Genomic DNA, 20,513 nt, shown 5'->3' on the forward strand with positions numbered 1-20,513 from the left:
TTTATCAAAAATTACGAATATTAAAATTCTTCTCTTGGGGAAATAGAAGTAAATTTATTATATTCTTTAATAAACATCAATTCTACCGTTCCTCTTGCACCACTTCTATTTTTTTCTATAATAACTTCAATAATATTATTAGACTCTTGTACTGGTTCATCATCATCTTCTTCACTATCACGTTGATAATAATCATCACGATATAAAAAGGCGACAATATCTGCATCTTGCTCAATAGAACCTGATTCACGAATATCACTTAATACTGGTCTTTTATCTTGCCTTTGTTCCACTCCACGAGATAGCTGTGATAAGGCAATAACTGGCACTTTCAATTCCTTAGCAAGTTTCTTTAATTGACGTGAAATTTCCGATACTTCTTGTTGTCTGTTCTCTCGTCCTGTTCCTTCAATTAATTGTAAATAATCAATTAAGATAAGGCCCAAATCACCTTGTTCTTGAGCTAATTTTCGACATTTCGCCCGAATTTCAGATATTTTAATACCAGGTGTATCATCTATAAAAATATTAGCTCTTGATAAACTTCCCATTGCGACAATTAAACTGTTCCATTCTTCGTCAGTCAACTGACCTGTTTTTAAATGACTTGCTTCTATTGATCCTTCTGAACATAACATACGATTAACTAATGACTCTGCACTCATTTCTAAACTAAAAATAGCGACTGATTCATCCGTTTTTGTTCCTACGTTTTGTGCGATATTTAAAGCAAAGGCTGTTTTCCCCACAGCCGGACGTGCTGCTAATATGATGAGCTCTTCTGACTGGAGACCGGCTGTCATTTTATCAAGAGCATGATATCCTGTTGGCAATCCAGTTATATCATCACCTTGTTGTGATAATTGTTCTATTTGAGCAATAGAATCACTCAACACATCAGAAATCGCTAAAAAGCCACTTCTATTTCTTTTTTCAGAGACTTCTAAAATTTGACGTTCTGCTTCATCTAAGATAAATTCAACATCTTCATCTTGTTCAAAGCCTTTTGTTACGATATCTGTTGCCGTTTGTATCAAACGACGCAACAACGATTTTTGTTCCACAATTTTGGCATAGTGTCCCACATTGGCTGCTGTTGGAACGTTTGTTGTTAACTCAGATAAGTAACTAATACCACCAACATCTTCTAGTAATTGCTTTTGTTCCAACTCTGTTTTCATCGTAATGACATCAATTGCTTCATTACGATTATTTAAATCTAACATAGTTTGGAAAAGTAACTGATGTGAACGTCGATAAAAATCAGCTGAATCAATATATTCCATTGCCTCAATCAAAGCATCTGCATTTAAAAAGACAGAACCTAAAACTGCTTGTTCTGCCTCGATACTTTGAGGTGGCACTCTATCTTGTTGAATAAGTTCCATAGATTAAATCCTCAATTTTCCGGTTACTCAACCACTACATGTACACGTAGTTTGGCTACCACTTCTTTATGTAATTTAACTGGAACAGTTGTATAGCCTAATGCTTTAATTGGTTGTTCCATTTCAATTTTGCGTTTATCTACTTTTATTTTGTGTTGCTTTTGAAGTCCATCTGCTATTTGTTTAGAAGGAATTGAACCAAATAAACGTCCATCTTCTCCTGCTTTTGATTTTATAACAACTTCAAAACCTTCAGTTTCAAATGTTTTTTTTAATTTTTTAGCTTCTTCTAATACTTCTGCATCTTCTTTAGCTTTGGCTTTTTCTTTTCCTTTAAGTTCACTTAAATTTTGAGCTGTTGCTTCTTTAGCCAATCCTTTTTTAATTAAAAAGTTTTGAGCATATCCTACTGCAACATCTTTCACTTCACCTTTTTTTCCTTTTCCTTTTACATCTTCTAAAAAGATAACTTTCATCTATATTCACTCTCCTAACGATTCTAGTTACACACTCTTTTTATTTTAACATAATTTATAGTATTTCTAAACTATTCTTCATTGTTTCACGTGAAACAAAAAGAGACATTCAAATGAATGTCTCTGGATTTTATTAGTCTTCACTAACGAATGGTAATAATCCCATAATTCTTGCACGTTTAATTGCAATCGTTAATTTACGTTGATGTTTAGCACAAGTTCCTGTTACACGACGAGGTAAAATTTTACCGCGTTCTGAAACAAAACGAGATAATAATTCAACATCTTTGTAATCGATATGATCAATATGGTTAGCTGTAAAGTAACATACTTTACGACGACGGCGTCCGCCTCTTCTTTGTTGAGCTGCCATTATATGCCCTCCTCTATATTAGAATGGTAAATCGTCATCCGAAATATCTATCGATGATGAGTTTCCAAAAGGATTACTATTATCACGATCGAAGTTCGGCATGTCATTACTTGAAGATTGGCCAAATGATGATTGTGTATTTTGGTTATCTTGAGAAAAATTATTAAATCCGCTAGTTTGCTGTTGTCTTTGACTCGATGCATTCTTAGATTCTAATAATTGGAAGTTCTCACAAACCACTTCAGTTACATACACTCTTTGTCCCTGTTGATTCTCGTAGTTTCTAGTTTGAATACGTCCAACTACTCCCAATAGAGTTCCTTTTTTAGCATAATTTGCTAAGGTTTCAGCTGGTTTTCTCCAAATCACACAATTAATAAAGTCTGCTTCTCGTTCCCCACTTTGATTCGTAAAGTTACGATTAACAGCTAAGTTAAAAGTCGCTACGGCAGAACCATTTGACGTATATCTCAAATCTGGGTCTCGAGTAAGTCTACCTACCAATACAACATTGTTAATCATTGGTTAATCTCCTTTCGTTATAAATGTTTCACGTGAAACATTATTACTTTTCTTCTTTAACAATCATGTGACGTAAAATGTCATCATTGATTTTTGCTAAACGATCAAATTCATTGATTGCTGCAGCATCTGTAGAAGAAACTTTAACGATATGGTAGATTCCTTCACGGAAATTTTGGATTTCGTAAGCTAAACGACGTTTTTCCCATTGTTTAGATTCCAAAACTTCTGCTCCGTTATCTTTCAAGATTGAATCGAAACGATTTACTAGAGCATTTTTTGCTTCCTCATCAATGTTAGGACGAATTATATACATGATTTCATAATTTGATACCTGACTCATTGATTTTCACCTCCTTATGGACTAAAGGTTCCTTAATTATAAGGAACAAGGAGAGTAAACTTTCATTTACTCACAGTAATAAATTATACTATTTTTTATATCGTATTGCAACATAAATTTATAATACCTTTATTTTAATCGACCATTTACTAATGATATATTTCTTCAAATTATTTAATATCAAAAGTTTCTACAAATTTCCCTTACTGTTTGTTACTAAACCTAGTAAATAGATAGTTATCTAGAATATCTCCTTAATTAAATTTTTTATAAAACAATAACTCAAAATAGTTGCCTACTTTGAGTTAATTATCATTTTATTATTCAAAATTCTTTTCTTGTTCATCCGCTGTTATTTTAACATCGATTTCCTCTGACACAATAGTATCTTCTATTTCATCTTCATCAACATCAATAGTTGCCATAGTTGATACCAAAGCATCTTCTTCTAAACGAATTAAACGGACACCTTGGGTTGAACGACCTGTCTGAGAAACAGAATTCAGCTCAAAACGGATGATGACACCTTTATTAGTGACTAACATAATGTCTTCTTCACCACTAACCGTTGTTAATCCAACTAAATGACCATTTTTCTCAGTAATATTAACGGTTTTAATCCCTTTACCACCACGGCCCTTGATTGGATATTCTTTAGCATGTGTTCTCTTACCATACCCATTTTCAGTAATAACTAATACTTCCATGTCTGGTTTTAAAATATCCATGCCAATGACATAATCATTTTCTCTTAAACGAATACCACGAACACCTGCTGCACTACGTCCCATTGAACGCACTGCTTCTGCTTTAAAGGTTACAGAATACCCTAGATTTGTCCCAATAATAATCGTATCATCATCATCTGTTAATGCTACATTAATCAGTGAATCACCATCTTTTAAACCAATAGCTTTTAAGCCATTGGTGCGAATATTCGAAAATTCTTTAACAGACGTACGTTTTACTGTTCCTAATTTCGTTGTAAAGAATAAATACTGATTAGAATCAGCTTTTCCTTCCACATTAATAATAGCTTCAATATTTTCTGAAGAATCAATACCTAATAGATTGATGACTGGAATCCCCTTAGCTGTACGACCGTACTCAGGGATTTCATATCCTTTTGCACGATATACTTTACCTGTATCTGTAAAGAATAATAACGTATCATGTGTTGAACAAGATAATAAATTCTCAACAAAGTCATCATCATGAACGCCCATTCCTTGAACACCACGTCCGCCACGATTTTGGGTACGGAACTCCGTACTTGGTAATCGTTTAATGTAACCATTATGAGTTAACGTAATAACCACATCTTCTTCTTCAATTAAATCTTCATCTTCTAGACTTAATACTTCTCCAACGAGTAATTCGGTCCGTCTTTCGTCCCCATATTTACGTTGAACTTCATCCAGTTCTTCAGAGATAATATTGAGTACTCTATGATGATTAGCTAATATGTCTTTCAAATCAGCAATTAATACTAATAAATCTTGGTATTCCGCTTCGATTTTTTCACGTTCTAAACCAGTTAAACGACGTAGACGCATATCTAAAATTGCTTGTGATTGTCTATCGGATAGATCAAATTGTTCCATCAAAGTTGCTTTTGCCACGTCATCAGAATCAGATGCACGAATAATTTTAATAATTTCATCAATGTGATCTAATGCTATTCTCAAGCCTTCTAATATGTGCGCACGAGCTTCTGCTTTTTGTTTATCAAATTCTGTGCGGCGAACAATAACTTCTTCTTGATGTTCCAAATAATACTCTAGAATTGGTTTTAATCCTAAAACTTTTGGTACACCTTTAACAATGGCTAGCATATTAAAGCCAAAACTTGTTTGTAATGACGTTAATTTATATAAATTATTCAACACAACTGATGCGCTTGTATCACGACGAATCTCGATGACAATACGCATCCCTTCGCGTGAGGATTCATCTCTTAAGTCAGTAATCCCCTCAATACGTTTTTCACGGTGCAACTCAGCAATACGTTCAACCAGTTTTGCTTTATTCACCATATATGGGATTTCAGTGACAATAATGCGTTCACGACCATTTGATTTTTCTTCAATATCGACTTTCGCACGAACAATAATTGATCCTTTACCCGTTTCATAAGCTTTACGAATACCCGTTTTCCCCATGACAAGTCCACCAGTCGGAAAGTCAGGTCCAGGTAGTGCCTCCATCAATTCATTTGTTGTCACATCTTTATTTTCCATCAATAGTTTTAACGCATCAATGACTTCTGACAAATTGTGTGGTGGTATATTCGTTGCCATACCTACTGCAATCCCTGTTGTCCCGTTAACTAGAAGATTAGGAAATCGTGCAGGTAATACTTCTGGCTCTCTTTCTGTTTCATCATAATTCTTTTGGAAATTAACGGTATTTTTATTGATATCACGTAACATTTCAACCGCAATTTTACTCATACGAGCTTCCGTATAACGCATTGCGGCAGCTCCATCACCATCGACAGAACCAAAGTTACCATGCCCATCAACTAACATGTTACGGTAACTAAACGGTTGAGCCATACGCACCATAGATTCATAAATCGCACTATCACCATGAGGATGGTATTTACCCATAACATCCCCAACGATACGTGCTGATTTTTTATGTGCCTTATCAGGTGTCACACCCATTTCATTCATCCCATATAAAATACGGCGATGAACAGGTTTTAGCCCATCTCTTACGTCTGGTAACGCACGAGACACAATAACACTCATGGCATAATCAATAAAGGATTCTTCCATTTCTTGTGTCAAATTAACATCTTGAATATTTTCTCTGATTTCTTCAGACATGAACGTTTCTCCCTTACTTAAATATCTAAATTCTTAACATAATGTGCATTGGCCTCAATAAATTCACGACGAGGTTCTACTCTATCTCCCATCAACATATCAAACACTGCATCTGCTTTAGCAGCATCTTCAACTGTTACACGTAACATTGTACGTTTTGTTGGATCCATTGTTGTATCCCATAATTGATGATCATCCATCTCGCCTAAACCTTTATAACGTTGAATACTTGGTTTTGGTGTCGCTGGCAAATCTGCAACTGCTTGTGCTAACCTCTCATCAGCATCTTTTCCTGGTTGAATATATGTAATCTTTTTCCCTTGTTTTACCCCATACAATGGCGGCTGAGCAATGTAAACATACCCTGCTTCAACAATTGGACGCATATAACGATAAAATAGCGTTAATAAAAGAGTTCTAATATGTGCCCCATCAACGTCGGCATCGGTCATGATAATTAATTTATGATAACGTGCTTTTGATACATCAAAATCGCCACCAAACCCTGTTCCCATTGCTGTAAATAGTGAACGAATTTCTGCATTGGCTAATATTTTTTCCATGCTTGCTTTTTCGACGTTTAAGATTTTCCCACGAATAGGTAAAATGGCTTGATAATTACGGTCACGACCAGTTTTTGCTGAGCCTCCCGCAGAATCCCCTTCGACAATATATAATTCACTTTTCTCAGGATCACGACTTGAACAATCTGCTAACTTACCAGGTAAACTACTAATTTCAAGAGCTCCCTTACGTCGTGTTACTTCACGTGCTCTTTTAGCTGCCAAACGAGCTTTAGATGCTAAAATCCCTTTTTCAACGACACGTTTTGCTACATCAGGGTTTTCTAATAAAAATTTATTAAAAGCTTCTGAGAATAATCGATCTGTAACTGTTCTTACTTCAGAGTTACCTAATTTTGTTTTTGTTTGTCCTTCAAATTGTGGTTCTGGATGTTTGATAGAGATAACAGCTGTCATTCCTTCACGTACATCATCCCCACTTAAATTTTCGTCATTTTCTTTTAATAATTTTTGACGTTTTGCATAATCATTAATCACACGTGTTAAAGCAGTTCTAAAACCAAACTCATGTGTTCCCCCCTCATAGGTATGGATATTATTAGCAAAACTCAACAAATTAGTATGGTAATCGTCAGTGTACTGGATTGCTACTTCAACACTAATATCTTGTTGTTCACCTTCTGTATAAATTGGATCTGGAAAAAGAACTGTTTTCCCAGCATTTAAATACTCAACATAACTCTTAATCCCACCATCGTAGTGGTAAGATTCTTCTTTTTCAGGACTCACACGTTTATCAGTAATACTAATACGTAATCCTCGATTTAAGAAAGCTAATTCACGAATACGTGTTGCTAATTTATCATATTCAAAAACGGTTGTTTCTTTAAAAATTTCAGCATCTGGTTTAAAGTTAACAACTGTTCCGCGATGGTCTGTTTCACCAATTACTTCTAAGTCATCTATGACTTTTCCACGCTTAAATTCTTGATGATGAATTTTCCCATCAACATGAACCTTAACATTAAGTGATTCAGATAACGCGTTTACAACGGATGAACCTACACCATGTAAACCACCTGAGACTTTATAACCCCCACCGCCAAATTTTCCTCCAGCGTGTAATACTGTAAAGACGGTTTCAACAGCTGGTCGTCCCGTTTTTTCTTGAATCCCTACTGGAATACCACGTCCATTATCTTTTACTGTGATACTATTATCTTCTTCAATCGTCACGTTAATCTCAGTACAAAAACCAGCCAACGCCTCATCAATTGAATTGTCAACAATTTCCCATACTAAATGGTGTAAACCTTGTGGTCCTGTGGACCCAATATACATACCAGGTCGTTTTCTAACAGCCTCAAGTCCTTCTAATACTTGAATTTGGCTGGCATCATATGATGAAGCTTGCCCTCCATTTATTTGTTTATCCGTCAACGTCTTCACTCGTCCTTTCTACTTTTCCATTTGTTACATAAAATATTTCGGGATTTATTTTTAATTTATCATTTAAATGCACGATACTGGTTGTCGTCAAAAACGTTTGAAGTTTATTATCAATAAATTCCATTAACTGTACTTGTCTTTCGTCATCCAGTTCGCTAAGAACATCATCAAGAAGTAAAATAGGATATTCCCCAATCTCCTCATTAATTAGCTCAATTTCTGCTAATTTAACGCTTAAAGCTGCTGTTCTCTGTTGTCCTTGCGAGCCATACGTTTGAACATTTTGTCCATTTACCATAAAAACCAAATCATCTCTATGAGGTCCTACACTTGTTGTAAATTGTGATAGATCTCTCTCCTCATGTTTTTTAAACTCTTTCATTAATAAATAATATAACTCTTCTTGCGTTTGTTCTGAACCTAATTGAAAGGAAGTTTTATAGGAAATACGTAATTCTTCTTTTCCGTAAGAGATGTTATCATGAATACTATTTGCCCATTTTTCAAGTAAGTTAACAAAATACAAACGTGACAAGAGAACAAAACTTCCTTCTTGTGCTAATTGCTCATTTAATACTTCTAAATAAAGAGGATCATATGATTTATTAAAAGCTGTTTTTTTTAAATATTGGTTTCGTTGTTTAAGCACTGTTTGATAATTGCTTAGGTGATATAAATAGTGTGAGTTGATTTGGCCAATTTCCATGTCTAGAAATTTTCGACGATGTTGTGGTGACCCTTTAACTAAAGATAAATCTTCTGGAGCAAATAAAATAACATTCAAATAACCTATATATTGACTTAATTTAATTTGTTCTAAACCATTTACTTTTGTTTTTTTCCCTTTATTAGAAACAATCATTGTTAAATCAATATCACTATTCTTTTTACTTATTTGACCTTCAATTCTAGCAAACTCTTGATTCCATTGAATTAATTCTTTTTCATGATTGCTTCGGTGACTTTTTGTTAACGATAAAACATAAATACTTTCTAATAAATTAGTTTTTCCTTGGGCATTATCACCAACAAATACATTCAATTTTGGTGAAAAATTTAAAGTAAGTTGATTGTAATTTCGATAATTCGTTAATTCTATTTGATTAAGTTGCATAATTATTTAGCATCCGATGCGTTTGTTTCCATAAAAAAAGTACCTAACTCAGGTATTTCAATCATCATGTCTTTATATAATTTTCTACCGCGACGATTTTCAGGTTCTCCATTAACAAATACAGCATGTTCCTGTAAATACCATTTGGCCATTCCACCGCTAGAAATAACATCAACTTCTTTTAAAAATTGACCAAGAGTCATATATTCTGTTTTTAATATAAATGTTTTTTTCACAAATTTTCACCTTCTCTGTTTCAATTTACCATTGCTATTATTATACCCTTTTTAAGTCTTAAAAACAAATTTTCTTTGCTAAAATCGTTTTTTACGCAATATTATAATGAATCGATACTTTTTTCATTTTTTATACTAAACCTCTTAGAACGTAAAATAAGAGATAATTTAAATTTTTTTGTAAATAATTAAAAAGGAATGATTGATTTTTTCTCAACCCTTCCTTTGTTTTCATGATTAATTTAATAGTTTTTCAATATCTGGTACCATTTTTTCAGGTTTGTCTGTTGGTGAAAATCGTTTAACGACTTCCCCTTTTTGATTAATTAAGAATTTAGTGAAATTCCATTTAATTTTGTCACCTAGTACTCCAGGTGCTTCGTTCATCAAATAGCTAAAAATAGGATTAGCAGCTTTACCATTCACCTTAGATAATTGATGCATAGGAAATGTCACTCCATAAGTCATTCGACATGCTTGGCTAGCTTCTTCACTTGTTTTTACTTCCTGATGAAACTGATTAGATGGAAATCCTAATATTACTAACCCTTTATCCTTATAGGTTTGATAAATAGTCTCCAATTCCTTAAATTGTGGTGCTAGTCCGCATTTAGTTGCAGTATTGACAATAATCATTACTTTCCCTTTATATTTTTCCAAAAAGTAAGACTCTCCATTATCTAACGTCGCTTCGTAACCATAAATTGTCACGCTATTTTCCTCCCCGTTGTATAGTAATAGCTTAATTAAACTACATTATCTAATTTTTTTCAGGAATGACACACCATAATGAATACAAAATAAAAAAGCACTCACCTTTTTAATGAGTGCTAAAAACCTCCTAATTGGTTCTAACTGGTGTTATTAGTTGAATAAATTCAATATCACCATCTTTAGGTTGGAGTGTGAATGGACGAATCGGTGAAATAAAACGAATTGTCACATCGATATCTCCAAACGATTTTAATGATGCTTTCATATAGTCAGGATTAAAAGAGATTGTTATAGGATCACCTGTAACTTCGATATAAGTTAATTTTTCCTCTACATTACCAATTTCAGGTGAATTTCCATAAATAATCACTTGTTCAGCATCAATTGCTAACTTGACAATATTATTACGGCCCTCATGAGATAGTAATGACGCTCGATCAATCGCTGATAATAAACTAGAGACATTAAAACTAATTTCAGTATTAAAATTCGTCGGGATTAAACGATTAGTATCAGGATAATTTCCTTCTAATAACCTAGAGTAAAAATTCATTGTTTCTGTTCTAAATAAAATTTGATTTTCCATAATAGAAATATCAACTTGCTCTTCTTCATCTTTAAATGAACGTGATAATTCTTGTAAGCTTTTTCCAGGTATCACGACATCAAAAGTTTGATTGACATTGTCTAGTTCCATTTTACGTTGACTTAAACGATGACTATCTGTTGCAACTGCTAATAAATTATTATCATTTAGAGTCATATGTACCCCTGTAAGTATTGGTCTACTTTCTTGTGATGATACAGCAAAAACAGTTTCACTGATTAATTTATTTAATACCCTTGCAGGTAATTTGAAGTTGGTTTGATCCTCAATAATTGGTAACTGAGGATAACTATCAGCATTTAATCCATTAACATTAAATAAAGCTTTTCCTGATGTAATAATAACTTGATTATTCTCAATTAACTCTAAAGTTAATGTTTGTTCAGGCAATTTTTTTATAATTTCATTAAAGAAACGTGCTTGAATAACTATTGATCCAGTGGATTCAATTAGCATACTGGCTTTATCATTATCAACACTTAAAAAAGTTTCAATAGAAATATCAGCGTTACTACCTGTAAGAGTTAAGCCAACATCTGTGATACTTAATTTTACCCCTGTCAATATAGGAATAGTTGTTTTACCGGAAATAGCACGTTGAACTGTAGTTAATTCATTTAAAAATGCTGCGCGATTTAACGTTATTTTCATTAGTTAGTCTCCTTTTAATTAATATATATAAAGTAGTAGTAGTAGTAGGTGCTGTTGATTCTGTGTATAAGTATTTTCTGTTTATAACTGATAAGGATTTTTTCTTGTTAATAACATGTGGAAAACTCGAGGTTGTTTTTTTTGTTTTCCACAATTAGGAAAGTAATGTTTGTTTAATGTCATTTACTTCTTTTTGTATGGTAACATCTTTTTCGACTAATTGTTGAATTTTTTCATGAGCATGTATAACAGTGGTGTGGTCTTTACCACCAAATTCTGCACCAATTTTTGGTAGGGAATTATCTGTTAGTTCTCTTGAGAGATACATTGCTATTTGTCTTGGTACAACTATTGTTTTGACACGTTTTTTTCCCTTTAAATCTTTTAATTGCAAATGATAATATTTACAAACTTCTTCTTGAATGTTTAAAATGGATAATTCACTTTTTTCTTTAATTGGTTTTAAACTTTTTAAAGCATCGGCAGCTAAACTAGTTGTAATATCTTGCCCTTTCATTGTAGAAAAAGCTTGCACGCGGACAAGAGCACCTTCAAGTTCACGTATATTTGATTCAATTTGTCCAGCAATATATGATAATGTATCATCAGGAATTTCCAAACCTTCAGCATCAGCTTTTTTTCGTAATATGGCAATTCGTGTCTCTAAATCAGGAGGAGTGATATCTACTGATAATCCCCAAGCAAATCTTGAAACAAGTCGTTCTTGTAATTTCGGAATCTCATTTGGTAATCGATCGCTGGTTAAGACAATTTGATGCCCTTCATTATAAAGAGTATTGAATGTATGGAAAAATTCTTCTTGTGTTCCCTCTTTGTCAGCAAAAAATTGAATGTCATCAACTAATAATAAATCGACGTTTCGATACTCTTGTCTAAAATCTTCGGATTTATTATTTTTAATCGAATTAATGTAGTCATTTGCGAAGGATTCACTTGTGACATATTTTATTTTAGCATCCACATTATTTGAAAGCATTTGATGTCCAATTGCATGCATCAAGTGTGTTTTTCCTAGACCAACGCCACCGTAGAAAAATAAAGGATTATATGTCGCCCCTGGATCTTCTGATACCACTAATGCCGCAGCATGAGCCATTTGATTACCTTTACCAATAACAAATGTATCAAATGTGTATTTTGAATTAAGTAAAGCTTTCTTGCTATTTTTTTTTACGATATTTGGTAGTTCAGTTGGAGCTTCTTTTTTTGATTCATTTATTTGTGGTTCATCATCTTGAATAATAAAAATAGGCGTAATTTCTTCACCTGTTAATTCGAAACCTGTTTCTACAATTTTTGCAGCTAAGTTTTTTTCCCAGTAGTTTTTGTGTAAATCTGATGGTAGCTCAATTGTTAATATATTATTTTGCAAAGTTATTGGTTTTGCAGGATCAATCCAAGCGCTAAAACTTGGAGGAGTTAGTGTTTTTCTATAGTTTTCAACAAGTTCTTTCCAGATAAAATTAAAATCGGGCATAGTTACCCCCCTAACTTATATAGTCTTTTATATTCTATCACTTTAAAAACAAGTTTTCCACTGAATATTTTACTTGTGGATATTTTATTTTCATCTCTTAATAAAAGTTATCAACAAGTTTAAAAAAATGTGAATATTTTTTATAATCAGTTTAGTTATCAACAAGTTTTACACAAATACAAGAGTTGTTTTTTTTAAAGTTTAAAAGAGTTTTTAACAATATTTTTTTAGAATGTTAATAACTTTTTTACAAGTTGTTATATTGTTGATAACTAGTATTAAAGTTATGGATAAAAAATGTGATGTGTCTAATTTTTAACAGGAATGTGAATAAAAAAAGACATTGTGGATAACTATATAATGAGAAAGATTTTAAATAAAGTTGACAAAATGACTATTTTATTTGTATAATGTCATAGTCTGTCTAATGTGATTATTTAGAAAGCATATTAGTTTATAGGAGGTGTATGAGAATGAAAAGAACATATCAACCAAAAAAACGTAAACGTCAAAAAGTTCATGGTTTCCGAAAACGTATGAGTACTAAAAACGGTCGCCGTGTATTAGCAAGTAGACGTCGTAAAGGAAGAAAAGTATTAGCGGCATAAATCACTGACTCTACGAATCAGTGATTTTTTTTTATAATAAATTAAAAAAAAGCGATCTTTATGCTATGATAAGAGTGATTTAATATGAAAAAAGCGTATCGAATTAAAAAAGAAAAAGAGTTTCAACAAATTATTGAGAATAAGCAATCTTTTGCAAATAGAAATTTTATAGTGTATGTCTATGAGTCACCTGAAAACGTTCATTTCCGTGTAGGGTTATCTGTTGGCAAAAAAGTAGGAAATGCTGTTATGCGTAATCGGGTGAAACGATTAATGAGAACATCCTTGTATGATATGAAGGAGATGGTTCAATCGAATTACAATATTGTATTAATTGCAAGACCTCAAGTCATTAATTTATCTTTAGATGAAGTAAAGAAAAATATTCAGCATGTGTTTAAATTAGCTAATTTAATGAAATAAGAGAGGGTTAGTCAGTGAAAAATAAGAAAAAATGGCTATTTATTCTGTCCATGTTTGTTCTTGTCTTTATTTTGACAGGATGTGGTACAGGTGAAATCAATCAAAGTAGTACTGGTTTATGGGATCGATATATTGTTTATTATTTTGGTCAAGCGATAAAAGCGTTATCTTTTGGGCATCCTGGTATTGGGATTATTCTATTTACGATTATTGTTAGGATTATTTTATTACCTTTAATGCATTACCAGACAAAAAGCATGCGTAAAACGCAAGAATTACAACCAAAATTAAAAGAATTACAAGAAAAGTATGCTTCAAAAGATTCTGAAACGGTTAGAAAATTACAAGAAGAGCAGCAACGTTTATACAGCGATGCAGGAGTTAATCCGTTATCAGGCTGTTTACCATTAGTTGTACAACTTCCAATTATGATGGCGTTGTGGCAAGCAATTTCTCGTATTCCAGCATTAACGGAGGGAACATTTTTATGGTTAGAGTTAGGTAAACCTGATCCAACATATATCTTACCGATTCTAGCTGCTATCTTTACTTTTATTAGTACAAGATTAACAACAATGAGCCAATCAAATGTTCAAGGTGCGATGAAGGCGATGAATTATGTGATGCCTTTAATGATTTTATTTATGGGTGTTAAATTAGCTAGCGGTTTATCACTTTATTGGGTAATATCAAATGCATTCCAAGTAATTCAAACATTATTGATTAATAATCCATTTAAAATTAGACGTGAACAAGAAGCAGAAGAACAACGAAAAAAAGAATTAGAAAAAGCACTGCGTAAAGCAAATGCTCCAAAAAAACGAAAAAAATAAATTGAGGGGGTTCGTATCATGCCAACATTTACGGGAGAAACTGTTGATCAAGCTATAAAAAAAGGTTTGGCTTCACTTGGTATAAATCGTGCCGATGCGGCTATCTCCATTATAGAAGAGGGTAAAAAAGGATTTCTAGGAATTGGTAAAAAAGAAGCGATTGTTTCTATTAACGCCAAAGAAAAAGAGGAAGAAATTCAAGTAACGACAGAAATTATCGAAGAACCAGAAATAGAATCTGAAGTCATGATAGAATATCAAGAGCCAGTTAAAGTAGAAATAAAAGAAACTCCAGTTGAATCACAAGACATATCACTTGATGAGGCTATTACGAAGTTATCGGTGTATTTAACAGATATAACGACGGCTTTAGGAGCACCAGCAATGACAAGAGTACAACGTAATGATAATCATGTAGTGTTACATTTAGACACAGACAAAAAAGGTTTGTTGATTGGTAAACATGGAAAAGTATTAAACGCTATTCAGTATCTATCACAGGTTTATATTCATCGTTTAGTGAAAAATCGATTAACTGTTATAGTGAATGTTGGAGATTACCGTGAAAGACGAGAAGCAATCATTAAACGATTAGCTAATCAAGCAGTTCATAAGGTAAGAGATACTACTCAACCTGTATTTTTGGAGCCAATGCCTGCGTTTGAACGAAAGCAAGTTCATTCGATTTTATCAAATGAAAAGGACATTAAAACGCACTCTGAAGGTAACGAACCTCATCGTTATTTAGTTGTTGAATTAAAAAAATAATTCTATTGAGTCATACATCCCTTGTATGACTTCTTTTTTTGTTATCATATCCATTGTCAATAGCTATAAAAGTATGCTATTATTTCTATGATTATAAATAAGATAGCAGTCAAAGTGCTTATCTACTTTTTTATTTATGCTTATGGGATAAATAAAGAGGTGGAGTGGGCACTTTTTTATATGTATTTTTTAAGAAAGGAAGGTAAAAAATGAATATTACAAAAGAGTTTGATACGATTGTAGCGATATCAACACCACCGGGTGAGGGAGCTATTAGTATTGTTCGTTTAAGTGGAGATGATGCCGTAACAATTGCGCAAAGCGTGACAAACTATAAAGAAAAGGATTTGACCAAAGTAGAGACGCATACGATTCACTATGGACATATCAAGGATCCAAAAACAAATCAAGTGATTGATGAAGTGATGTATTCTGTGATGTTAGAGCCCAAAACCTTTACACGAGAAAACATAGTGGAGATAAACTGTCATGGTGGGATGGTTGTAGCTAATCAAGTGTTACAGTTGTTGTTAAGACAGGGGGCAAGGTTAGCTGAACCAGGAGAATTTACCAAGCGAGCGTTTTTAAATGGTCGTATGGATTTATCTCAAGCAGAAGCCGTGATGGATTTAATACAAGCCAAAACAAGTGAATCAATGGACTTAGCTTTAGGTCAACTTGATGGACGATTATCACAATTAATTCATTCATTAAGACAAAAATTATTAGTAGCGTTAGCACAAGTAGAGGTAAACATAGATTACCCGGAGTATGATGATGTAGAAGAAATGACTACGAAACTTATGAAGGAAAAAGCGTTAGAGGTGAAAGAAGATATTTCGCATTTATTAGAAACAGCAACACAAGGAAAGATTTTACGCGAAGGATTAGCAACTGCTATTATTGGGCGTCCAAACGTAGGAAAATCAAGTCTATTAAATGATTTATTGCGTGAAGACAAAGCCATTGTAACAGATGTAGAAGGAACAACAAGAGACGTTATAGAGGAGTTTGTTAATGTACGTGGTGTACCGTTAAAATTAATTGATACGGCAGGTATTCGTGAAACAGAAGATATTGTTGAAAAAATAGGGGTAGAACGAAGTCGGAAAGCATTATCTGAAGCAGATTTAGTGTTACTTGTGTTAAATCAAAGCGAATCTATTACAGAGATGGATCGTGAGCTAATCTCTTTAACAAAAGATATGCAACGTATTGTATTACTGAACAAAAATGATTTACCAAATAAATTAGATAAAGATGAGTTACAAAATATATTAGGGGAAACACCATTCTTACCGATATCAGTTTTAGAGGGTAGAGGTATTGATTTATTAGAACAGTTAATAAAAGACACATTCTTTGCTTCTAATACGTCTGAAAAAGATGCAACATATATTTCTAACACAAGACATGTGTCATTGTTAGAACAAGCTGATATGGCTCTTGATGAGTTATTAAAAGGAATCGAATCAGAGATGCCTGTAGATTTATTACAAATTGATATGACAAGAGCTTGGGACTTATTAGGAGAAATTATGGGTGAAAATGTTCAAGATGAATTAATTACCCAGTTATTTAGTCAGTTCTGTTTAGGAAAATAAGGAGATTAACATTAATGGAAACTATTGAAATGAGAGATTATGATATCATTGTTGTTGGTGGTGGACATGCAGGTTCAGAAGCTTCTTTAGCTGCAGCAAGAATGGGCATGAGTACACTACTTGTGACATTAAATTTAGATATGATTGGGTTTATGCCTTGTAACCCATCAATAGGGGGACCAGCTAAAGGTGTAGTGGTTCGTGAAATTGATGCACTAGGTGGAGAAATGGGTCGTAATATTGATAAAACCTATATTCAAATGCGTATGTTGAATACTGGTAAAGGACCAGCTGTAAGAGCCCTACGAGCACAAGCAGATAAACATGCGTATCAATCAGAATTAAAGCATACATTAGAAAAAGAAGATAATTTAGTTGTTAAGCAAGGTATCGTAGAAAAATTATTAGTTAAAGATGATGTGTGTTATGGGGTTGAGCTAAGTACGGGTACACAATATACAAGTAAAGCAGTTATCATTACAGCAGGAACTGCTTTGCGTGGTGAAATTATTATTGGTGAATTGAAATATTCTTCTGGCCCAAATAACTCATTGCCCTCAATTGGATTAGCAAATAACTTAAAAGAAATTGGATTAGAGATAGAACGATTTAAAACAGGAACGCCACCACGAGTAAAATCAAGTACGATTGATTATTCAGTGACAGAAGAACAACCAGGGGACAAACAACCCAACCATTTTAGTTTTGAAAGCACAGATGATCAGTACCGTACAGATCAATTACCATGTTGGTTAACTTATACAAACTTAGATACACATACAGTTATTCGCGACAATTTACACCGTGCTCCAATGTTTACAGGAATTGTTGAAGGTGTAGGGGCAAGATATTGTCCGTCGATTGAAGATAAAATCGTTCGCTTTAGTGATAAACCTCGCCACCAAATATTTTTAGAACCAGAAGGAGAACATACTGAAGAAGTCTATGTTCAAGGTCTGTCAACTTCATTACCAGAAGATGTCCAAAAAGAGATGGTTCAAAGCATTGAAGGATTGGAAAAAGCGAAAATTATGCGTAGTGGTTATGCGATTGAGTATGATGTCGTTGTGCCTCATCAATTACGTCCAACACTTGAAACAATGAAGATTTCAGGTCTTTATACAGCAGGACAAACTAATGGAACATCAGGGTATGAAGAAGCCGCTTGTCAAGGATTAATGGCAGGAATAAATGCTGCCTTAAAAATACAAGGCAAAGAACCATTTATTTTAAAAAGAAGCGATGCGTACATCGGAGTGTTAATCGACGATTTGGTAACGAAAGGAACGAATGAACCTTATCGACTGCTAACATCTCGTGCAGAGTATCGTTTACTATTACGTCATGATAATGCAGATTTACGTCTAACAGAGATGGGACATGACATTGGGTTAGTAGATGACTCAAGATATGAACAATATCAAGAGAAAAAAATGATGGTGGAAAATGAATTAGAAAGATTAGGAAAAATTCGTTTGAAACCAACCAAAGACATTCAAGCATTCTTAGAAGAAAAAGAACTGGCTCCGCTAAAAGATGGGATTTTAGCTCGCGATTTTCTAAAACGCCCTGAAATTACTTATCATGATTTGGGTCAATTTATCCCAAAACCAGAAAAACCATTACCTCGTTATGTGATTGAACAAGTAGAAATTCAAGTGAAGTATGAAGGATATATAAAAAAAGCAAAAGATAAAGTTGAAAAATTAAAGCGTATGGAAGCAAAACGTATCCCAGAAAATATTGATTATAAGGCAATAAACAGCTTGGCAACAGAAGCAGTTCAAAAATTAGAAAAAATCCGCCCAGAAACAATTGCTCAAGCAAGTCGAATAAGTGGAGTTAATCCTTCAGATATAAGCATTTTGATGGTTTATATCGAACAAGGGAAAATAGCAAAGATAGATAGTGAAAAGGCCTAATATTAGGCCTTTTCTTTTTATATAAATACTTAAGGATTCAAGTGAAGTTTTGGTATAATTAAGAAGAGGTGACTATTATGGCATATTTGACAATAGGTATGGCTATATTAGCAATATTGATTAGTAGTGTGTCGATTTTTTGACGTATCAAATGCAGCGAACAATACAAAGCAAACAAATAAAGCAAGATAGAGAACTAGTAAAAATGTTAGCAAAACAAGATAGTTTTATTTTTATGACACAAAAACAGTACGAAAAAGAGTATCATTTGTTTTGAAATTTATTTGATTTATTGCAACAAACGATAGATAGGACAAGAAGCATTAAAGGAAGCTTACAGTTGTTGAAAGAAAATAGTGAATTAACGTTAGAAGAAACGTATGTTAAATTGATTCAAGAAGGAGTAGTCAAAAGTAGTGAATCTCTTAATGAGTTAGATAATTAGTTGAATCAATATGAACCATTTATCCAAGAAAAGCTATTTAATGAATTTCAGCAAATAATTAAAGACTTACGTGAATTTCAGCAACGACATTTTAATTATTTTAGCTACGAATCGGTAACGAATGAAACAATTGAAGACTTTTTAAATGATACATTATCTAGTATAAACGCAAGTGAAACAATTCGCGAAAATATAGTTGTTTTTTTACGTAAGTATTTTGAAAATAGTCGTGTAAATTAAAATGTTCCACGTGAAACATTTTATAAATAAAAAAAAGTAAACTTATTCGTTATTTAGGGTTGCTTTTTTATTAAAACTGACGTATTAAGCATTGAACTTTTAAGATGGATACGATAAAGTGGACATATCCGTGAAACACTGATTGTTTCACATGAAGGAGAATAAAAATGACACCAGAAGAGTTTAAAAAGAATTTGAAAAAACATGGTATCGTGTTGAGTGATAAACAAATGAATCAGTTTGAATTGTATTTTAAACGCCTTGTTGAATGGAACGAAAAAATAAACCTAACCGCAATTGTAGACAAAAAAGAAGTGTATTTAAAACACTTTTACGACTCATTAACGTTAGCGTTTGAACGAGATATGACAAAAGAGGAAGTAACTTTGTGTGATGTGGGATCGGGTGCAGGGTTTCCAAGTATTCCTTTGAAAATTGTTTTCCCTAATATCACTATTTCGATTGTTGATTCGTTGAATAAACGTATTAAATTTTTAACGGAATTAACAACAGAATTGGGATTAGATAATGTCAATTTGTATCATTCAAGAGCGGAAGATTTCGGACAAAATAAATTATATCGAGAGTCTTTTGACTTGGTGACAGCTCGAGCGGTTGCACGATTAAATGTGTTGGCAGAGTTGTGTTTACCTTTAGTTAAACAAGATGGACAATTTTTAGCAATGAAAGCAGCTAAGAGTGAAGAAGAATTATTAGAAGCTAAAAAAGCAATAGCAACACTTGGTGGTAAAGTTGTATCAGAACATGAGGTTAGTTTACCTATAACACAAGATGAACGCTTTATTATTGAAATAGATAAAAAGAAAGTTACACCAAATAAATATCCTCGTAAAGCAGGATTACCAAATAAAAAACCATTAGTATAAAAATGAAGGTGCCTGATAAATCATTAGACACAATGAGTAAGAAACGGAGGGACC

The 20,513-nt window shown here is 33.1% G+C and carries 21 protein-coding genes; 9 read left to right on the top strand and 12 right to left on the bottom strand.

Translation table 11 applies throughout. The annotated features are described in order from the left end of the window. Positions 1-20: 20 nt before the first annotated feature. From dnaB to dnaA, 12 genes are all read right to left on the bottom strand, one after another. Positions 21-1,388, bottom strand: a complete 1,368-nt coding sequence (dnaB, locus tag MN581_RS09190) for a replicative DNA helicase (protein WP_117973765.1) — start codon at positions 1,386-1,388, stop codon at positions 21-23. Between the two features lie 23 nt (positions 1,389-1,411). Further along, entirely contained in the window at positions 1,412-1,864 is a 453-nt protein-coding gene (gene rplI / locus MN581_RS09195) for a 50S ribosomal protein L9 (protein WP_117973763.1), read from the bottom strand. Between the two features lie 133 nt (positions 1,865-1,997). Then, positions 1,998-2,237, bottom strand: coding sequence for a 30S ribosomal protein S18 (gene rpsR, locus MN581_RS09200; protein WP_071455937.1), 240 nt, complete (start codon positions 2,235-2,237; stop codon positions 1,998-2,000). An 18-nt stretch (positions 2,238-2,255) separates the two neighbouring features. Continuing rightward, positions 2,256-2,759 carry a single-stranded DNA-binding protein gene (ssb, locus tag MN581_RS09205; protein WP_117973761.1) on the bottom strand — a complete coding sequence of 168 codons (504 nt, stop codon included), beginning with the start codon at positions 2,757-2,759 and terminating at the stop codon, positions 2,256-2,258. Between the two features lie 43 nt (positions 2,760-2,802). Beyond that, positions 2,803-3,102: a 30S ribosomal protein S6 gene (gene rpsF, locus MN581_RS09210; protein ID WP_117973759.1), complete on the bottom strand. Its 300-nt coding sequence runs from the start codon at positions 3,100-3,102 to the stop codon at positions 2,803-2,805. Between the two features lie 320 nt (positions 3,103-3,422). After that, positions 3,423-5,936, bottom strand: coding sequence for a DNA gyrase subunit A (gene gyrA, locus MN581_RS09215; protein ID WP_117973757.1), 2,514 nt, complete (start codon positions 5,934-5,936; stop codon positions 3,423-3,425). A gap of 17 nt (positions 5,937-5,953) precedes the next feature. Beyond that, positions 5,954-7,900 (bottom strand): DNA topoisomerase (ATP-hydrolyzing) subunit B, encoded by a 1,947-nt coding sequence (gene gyrB / locus MN581_RS09220; RefSeq protein ID WP_117973755.1) that lies wholly within the window; start codon positions 7,898-7,900, stop codon positions 5,954-5,956. Beyond that, positions 7,890-9,023, bottom strand: a complete 1,134-nt coding sequence (recF, locus tag MN581_RS09225; protein WP_117973753.1) for a DNA replication/repair protein RecF — start codon at positions 9,021-9,023, stop codon at positions 7,890-7,892. The genes gyrB and recF overlap by 11 nt, the downstream gene beginning before the upstream one ends. 2 nt (positions 9,024-9,025) lie before the next feature. Beyond that, positions 9,026-9,259 carry a S4 domain-containing protein YaaA gene (gene yaaA / locus MN581_RS09230; RefSeq protein WP_117973751.1) on the bottom strand — a complete coding sequence of 78 codons (234 nt, stop codon included), beginning with the start codon at positions 9,257-9,259 and terminating at the stop codon, positions 9,026-9,028. Positions 9,260-9,496: 237 nt separating this feature from the next. Then, positions 9,497-9,970, bottom strand: coding sequence for a glutathione peroxidase (locus MN581_RS09235; RefSeq protein ID WP_241699644.1), 474 nt, complete (start codon positions 9,968-9,970; stop codon positions 9,497-9,499). A 130-nt stretch (positions 9,971-10,100) separates the two neighbouring features. Beyond that, complete coding sequence (dnaN, locus tag MN581_RS09240; RefSeq protein ID WP_241699645.1) at positions 10,101-11,231, bottom strand: DNA polymerase III subunit beta; 1,131 nt, start codon at positions 11,229-11,231, stop codon at positions 10,101-10,103. A gap of 154 nt (positions 11,232-11,385) precedes the next feature. Beyond that, a complete protein-coding gene (dnaA, locus tag MN581_RS09245) occupies positions 11,386-12,729 on the bottom strand; it encodes a chromosomal replication initiator protein DnaA (RefSeq protein ID WP_117973744.1) in 1,344 nt (447 codons plus the stop codon). A gap of 473 nt (positions 12,730-13,202) precedes the next feature. On the opposite strand from dnaA, the gene rpmH reads away from it, so the two are divergent. From rpmH to rsmG, 9 genes are all read left to right on the top strand, one after another. Continuing rightward, the gene (rpmH, locus tag MN581_RS09250; RefSeq protein WP_071457793.1) at positions 13,203-13,337 is read left to right on the top strand and encodes a 50S ribosomal protein L34; all 135 of its coding nucleotides are present in this window, start codon (positions 13,203-13,205) and stop codon (positions 13,335-13,337) included. 84 nt (positions 13,338-13,421) lie between these two features. Then, positions 13,422-13,760 carry a ribonuclease P protein component gene (gene rnpA, locus MN581_RS09255; protein WP_117973743.1) on the top strand — a complete coding sequence of 113 codons (339 nt, stop codon included), beginning with the start codon at positions 13,422-13,424 and terminating at the stop codon, positions 13,758-13,760. A 50-nt stretch (positions 13,761-13,810) separates the two neighbouring features. After that, the gene (locus tag MN581_RS09260) at positions 13,811-14,593 is read left to right on the top strand and encodes a YidC/Oxa1 family membrane protein insertase (protein ID WP_117973856.1); all 783 of its coding nucleotides are present in this window, start codon (positions 13,811-13,813) and stop codon (positions 14,591-14,593) included. A gap of 18 nt (positions 14,594-14,611) precedes the next feature. Further along, positions 14,612-15,361 carry an RNA-binding cell elongation regulator Jag/EloR gene (gene jag / locus MN581_RS09265; protein ID WP_117973741.1) on the top strand — a complete coding sequence of 250 codons (750 nt, stop codon included), beginning with the start codon at positions 14,612-14,614 and terminating at the stop codon, positions 15,359-15,361. 209 nt (positions 15,362-15,570) lie between these two features. Next, entirely contained in the window at positions 15,571-16,965 is a 1,395-nt protein-coding gene (gene mnmE, locus MN581_RS09270; protein WP_241699646.1) for a tRNA uridine-5-carboxymethylaminomethyl(34) synthesis GTPase MnmE, read from the top strand. Positions 16,966-16,979: 14 nt separating this feature from the next. Continuing rightward, positions 16,980-18,887, top strand: coding sequence for a tRNA uridine-5-carboxymethylaminomethyl(34) synthesis enzyme MnmG (mnmG, locus tag MN581_RS09275; protein WP_117973737.1), 1,908 nt, complete (start codon positions 16,980-16,982; stop codon positions 18,885-18,887). Positions 18,888-19,038: 151 nt separating this feature from the next. Further along, positions 19,039-19,164, top strand: a complete 126-nt coding sequence (locus tag MN581_RS10135) for a hypothetical protein (RefSeq protein ID WP_256463833.1) — start codon at positions 19,039-19,041, stop codon at positions 19,162-19,164. Between the two features lie 168 nt (positions 19,165-19,332). Then, positions 19,333-19,572, top strand: a complete 240-nt coding sequence (locus MN581_RS09280) for a hypothetical protein (protein ID WP_241699647.1) — start codon at positions 19,333-19,335, stop codon at positions 19,570-19,572. A gap of 167 nt (positions 19,573-19,739) precedes the next feature. Then, positions 19,740-20,459 (top strand): 16S rRNA (guanine(527)-N(7))-methyltransferase RsmG, encoded by a 720-nt coding sequence (rsmG, locus tag MN581_RS09285; RefSeq protein ID WP_117973732.1) that lies wholly within the window; start codon positions 19,740-19,742, stop codon positions 20,457-20,459. Positions 20,460-20,513 lie beyond the last annotated feature (54 nt).

The organism is Vagococcus sp. CY53-2, assembly GCF_022604695.1.
Lineage (GTDB): Bacteria > Bacillota > Bacilli > Lactobacillales > Vagococcaceae > Vagococcus.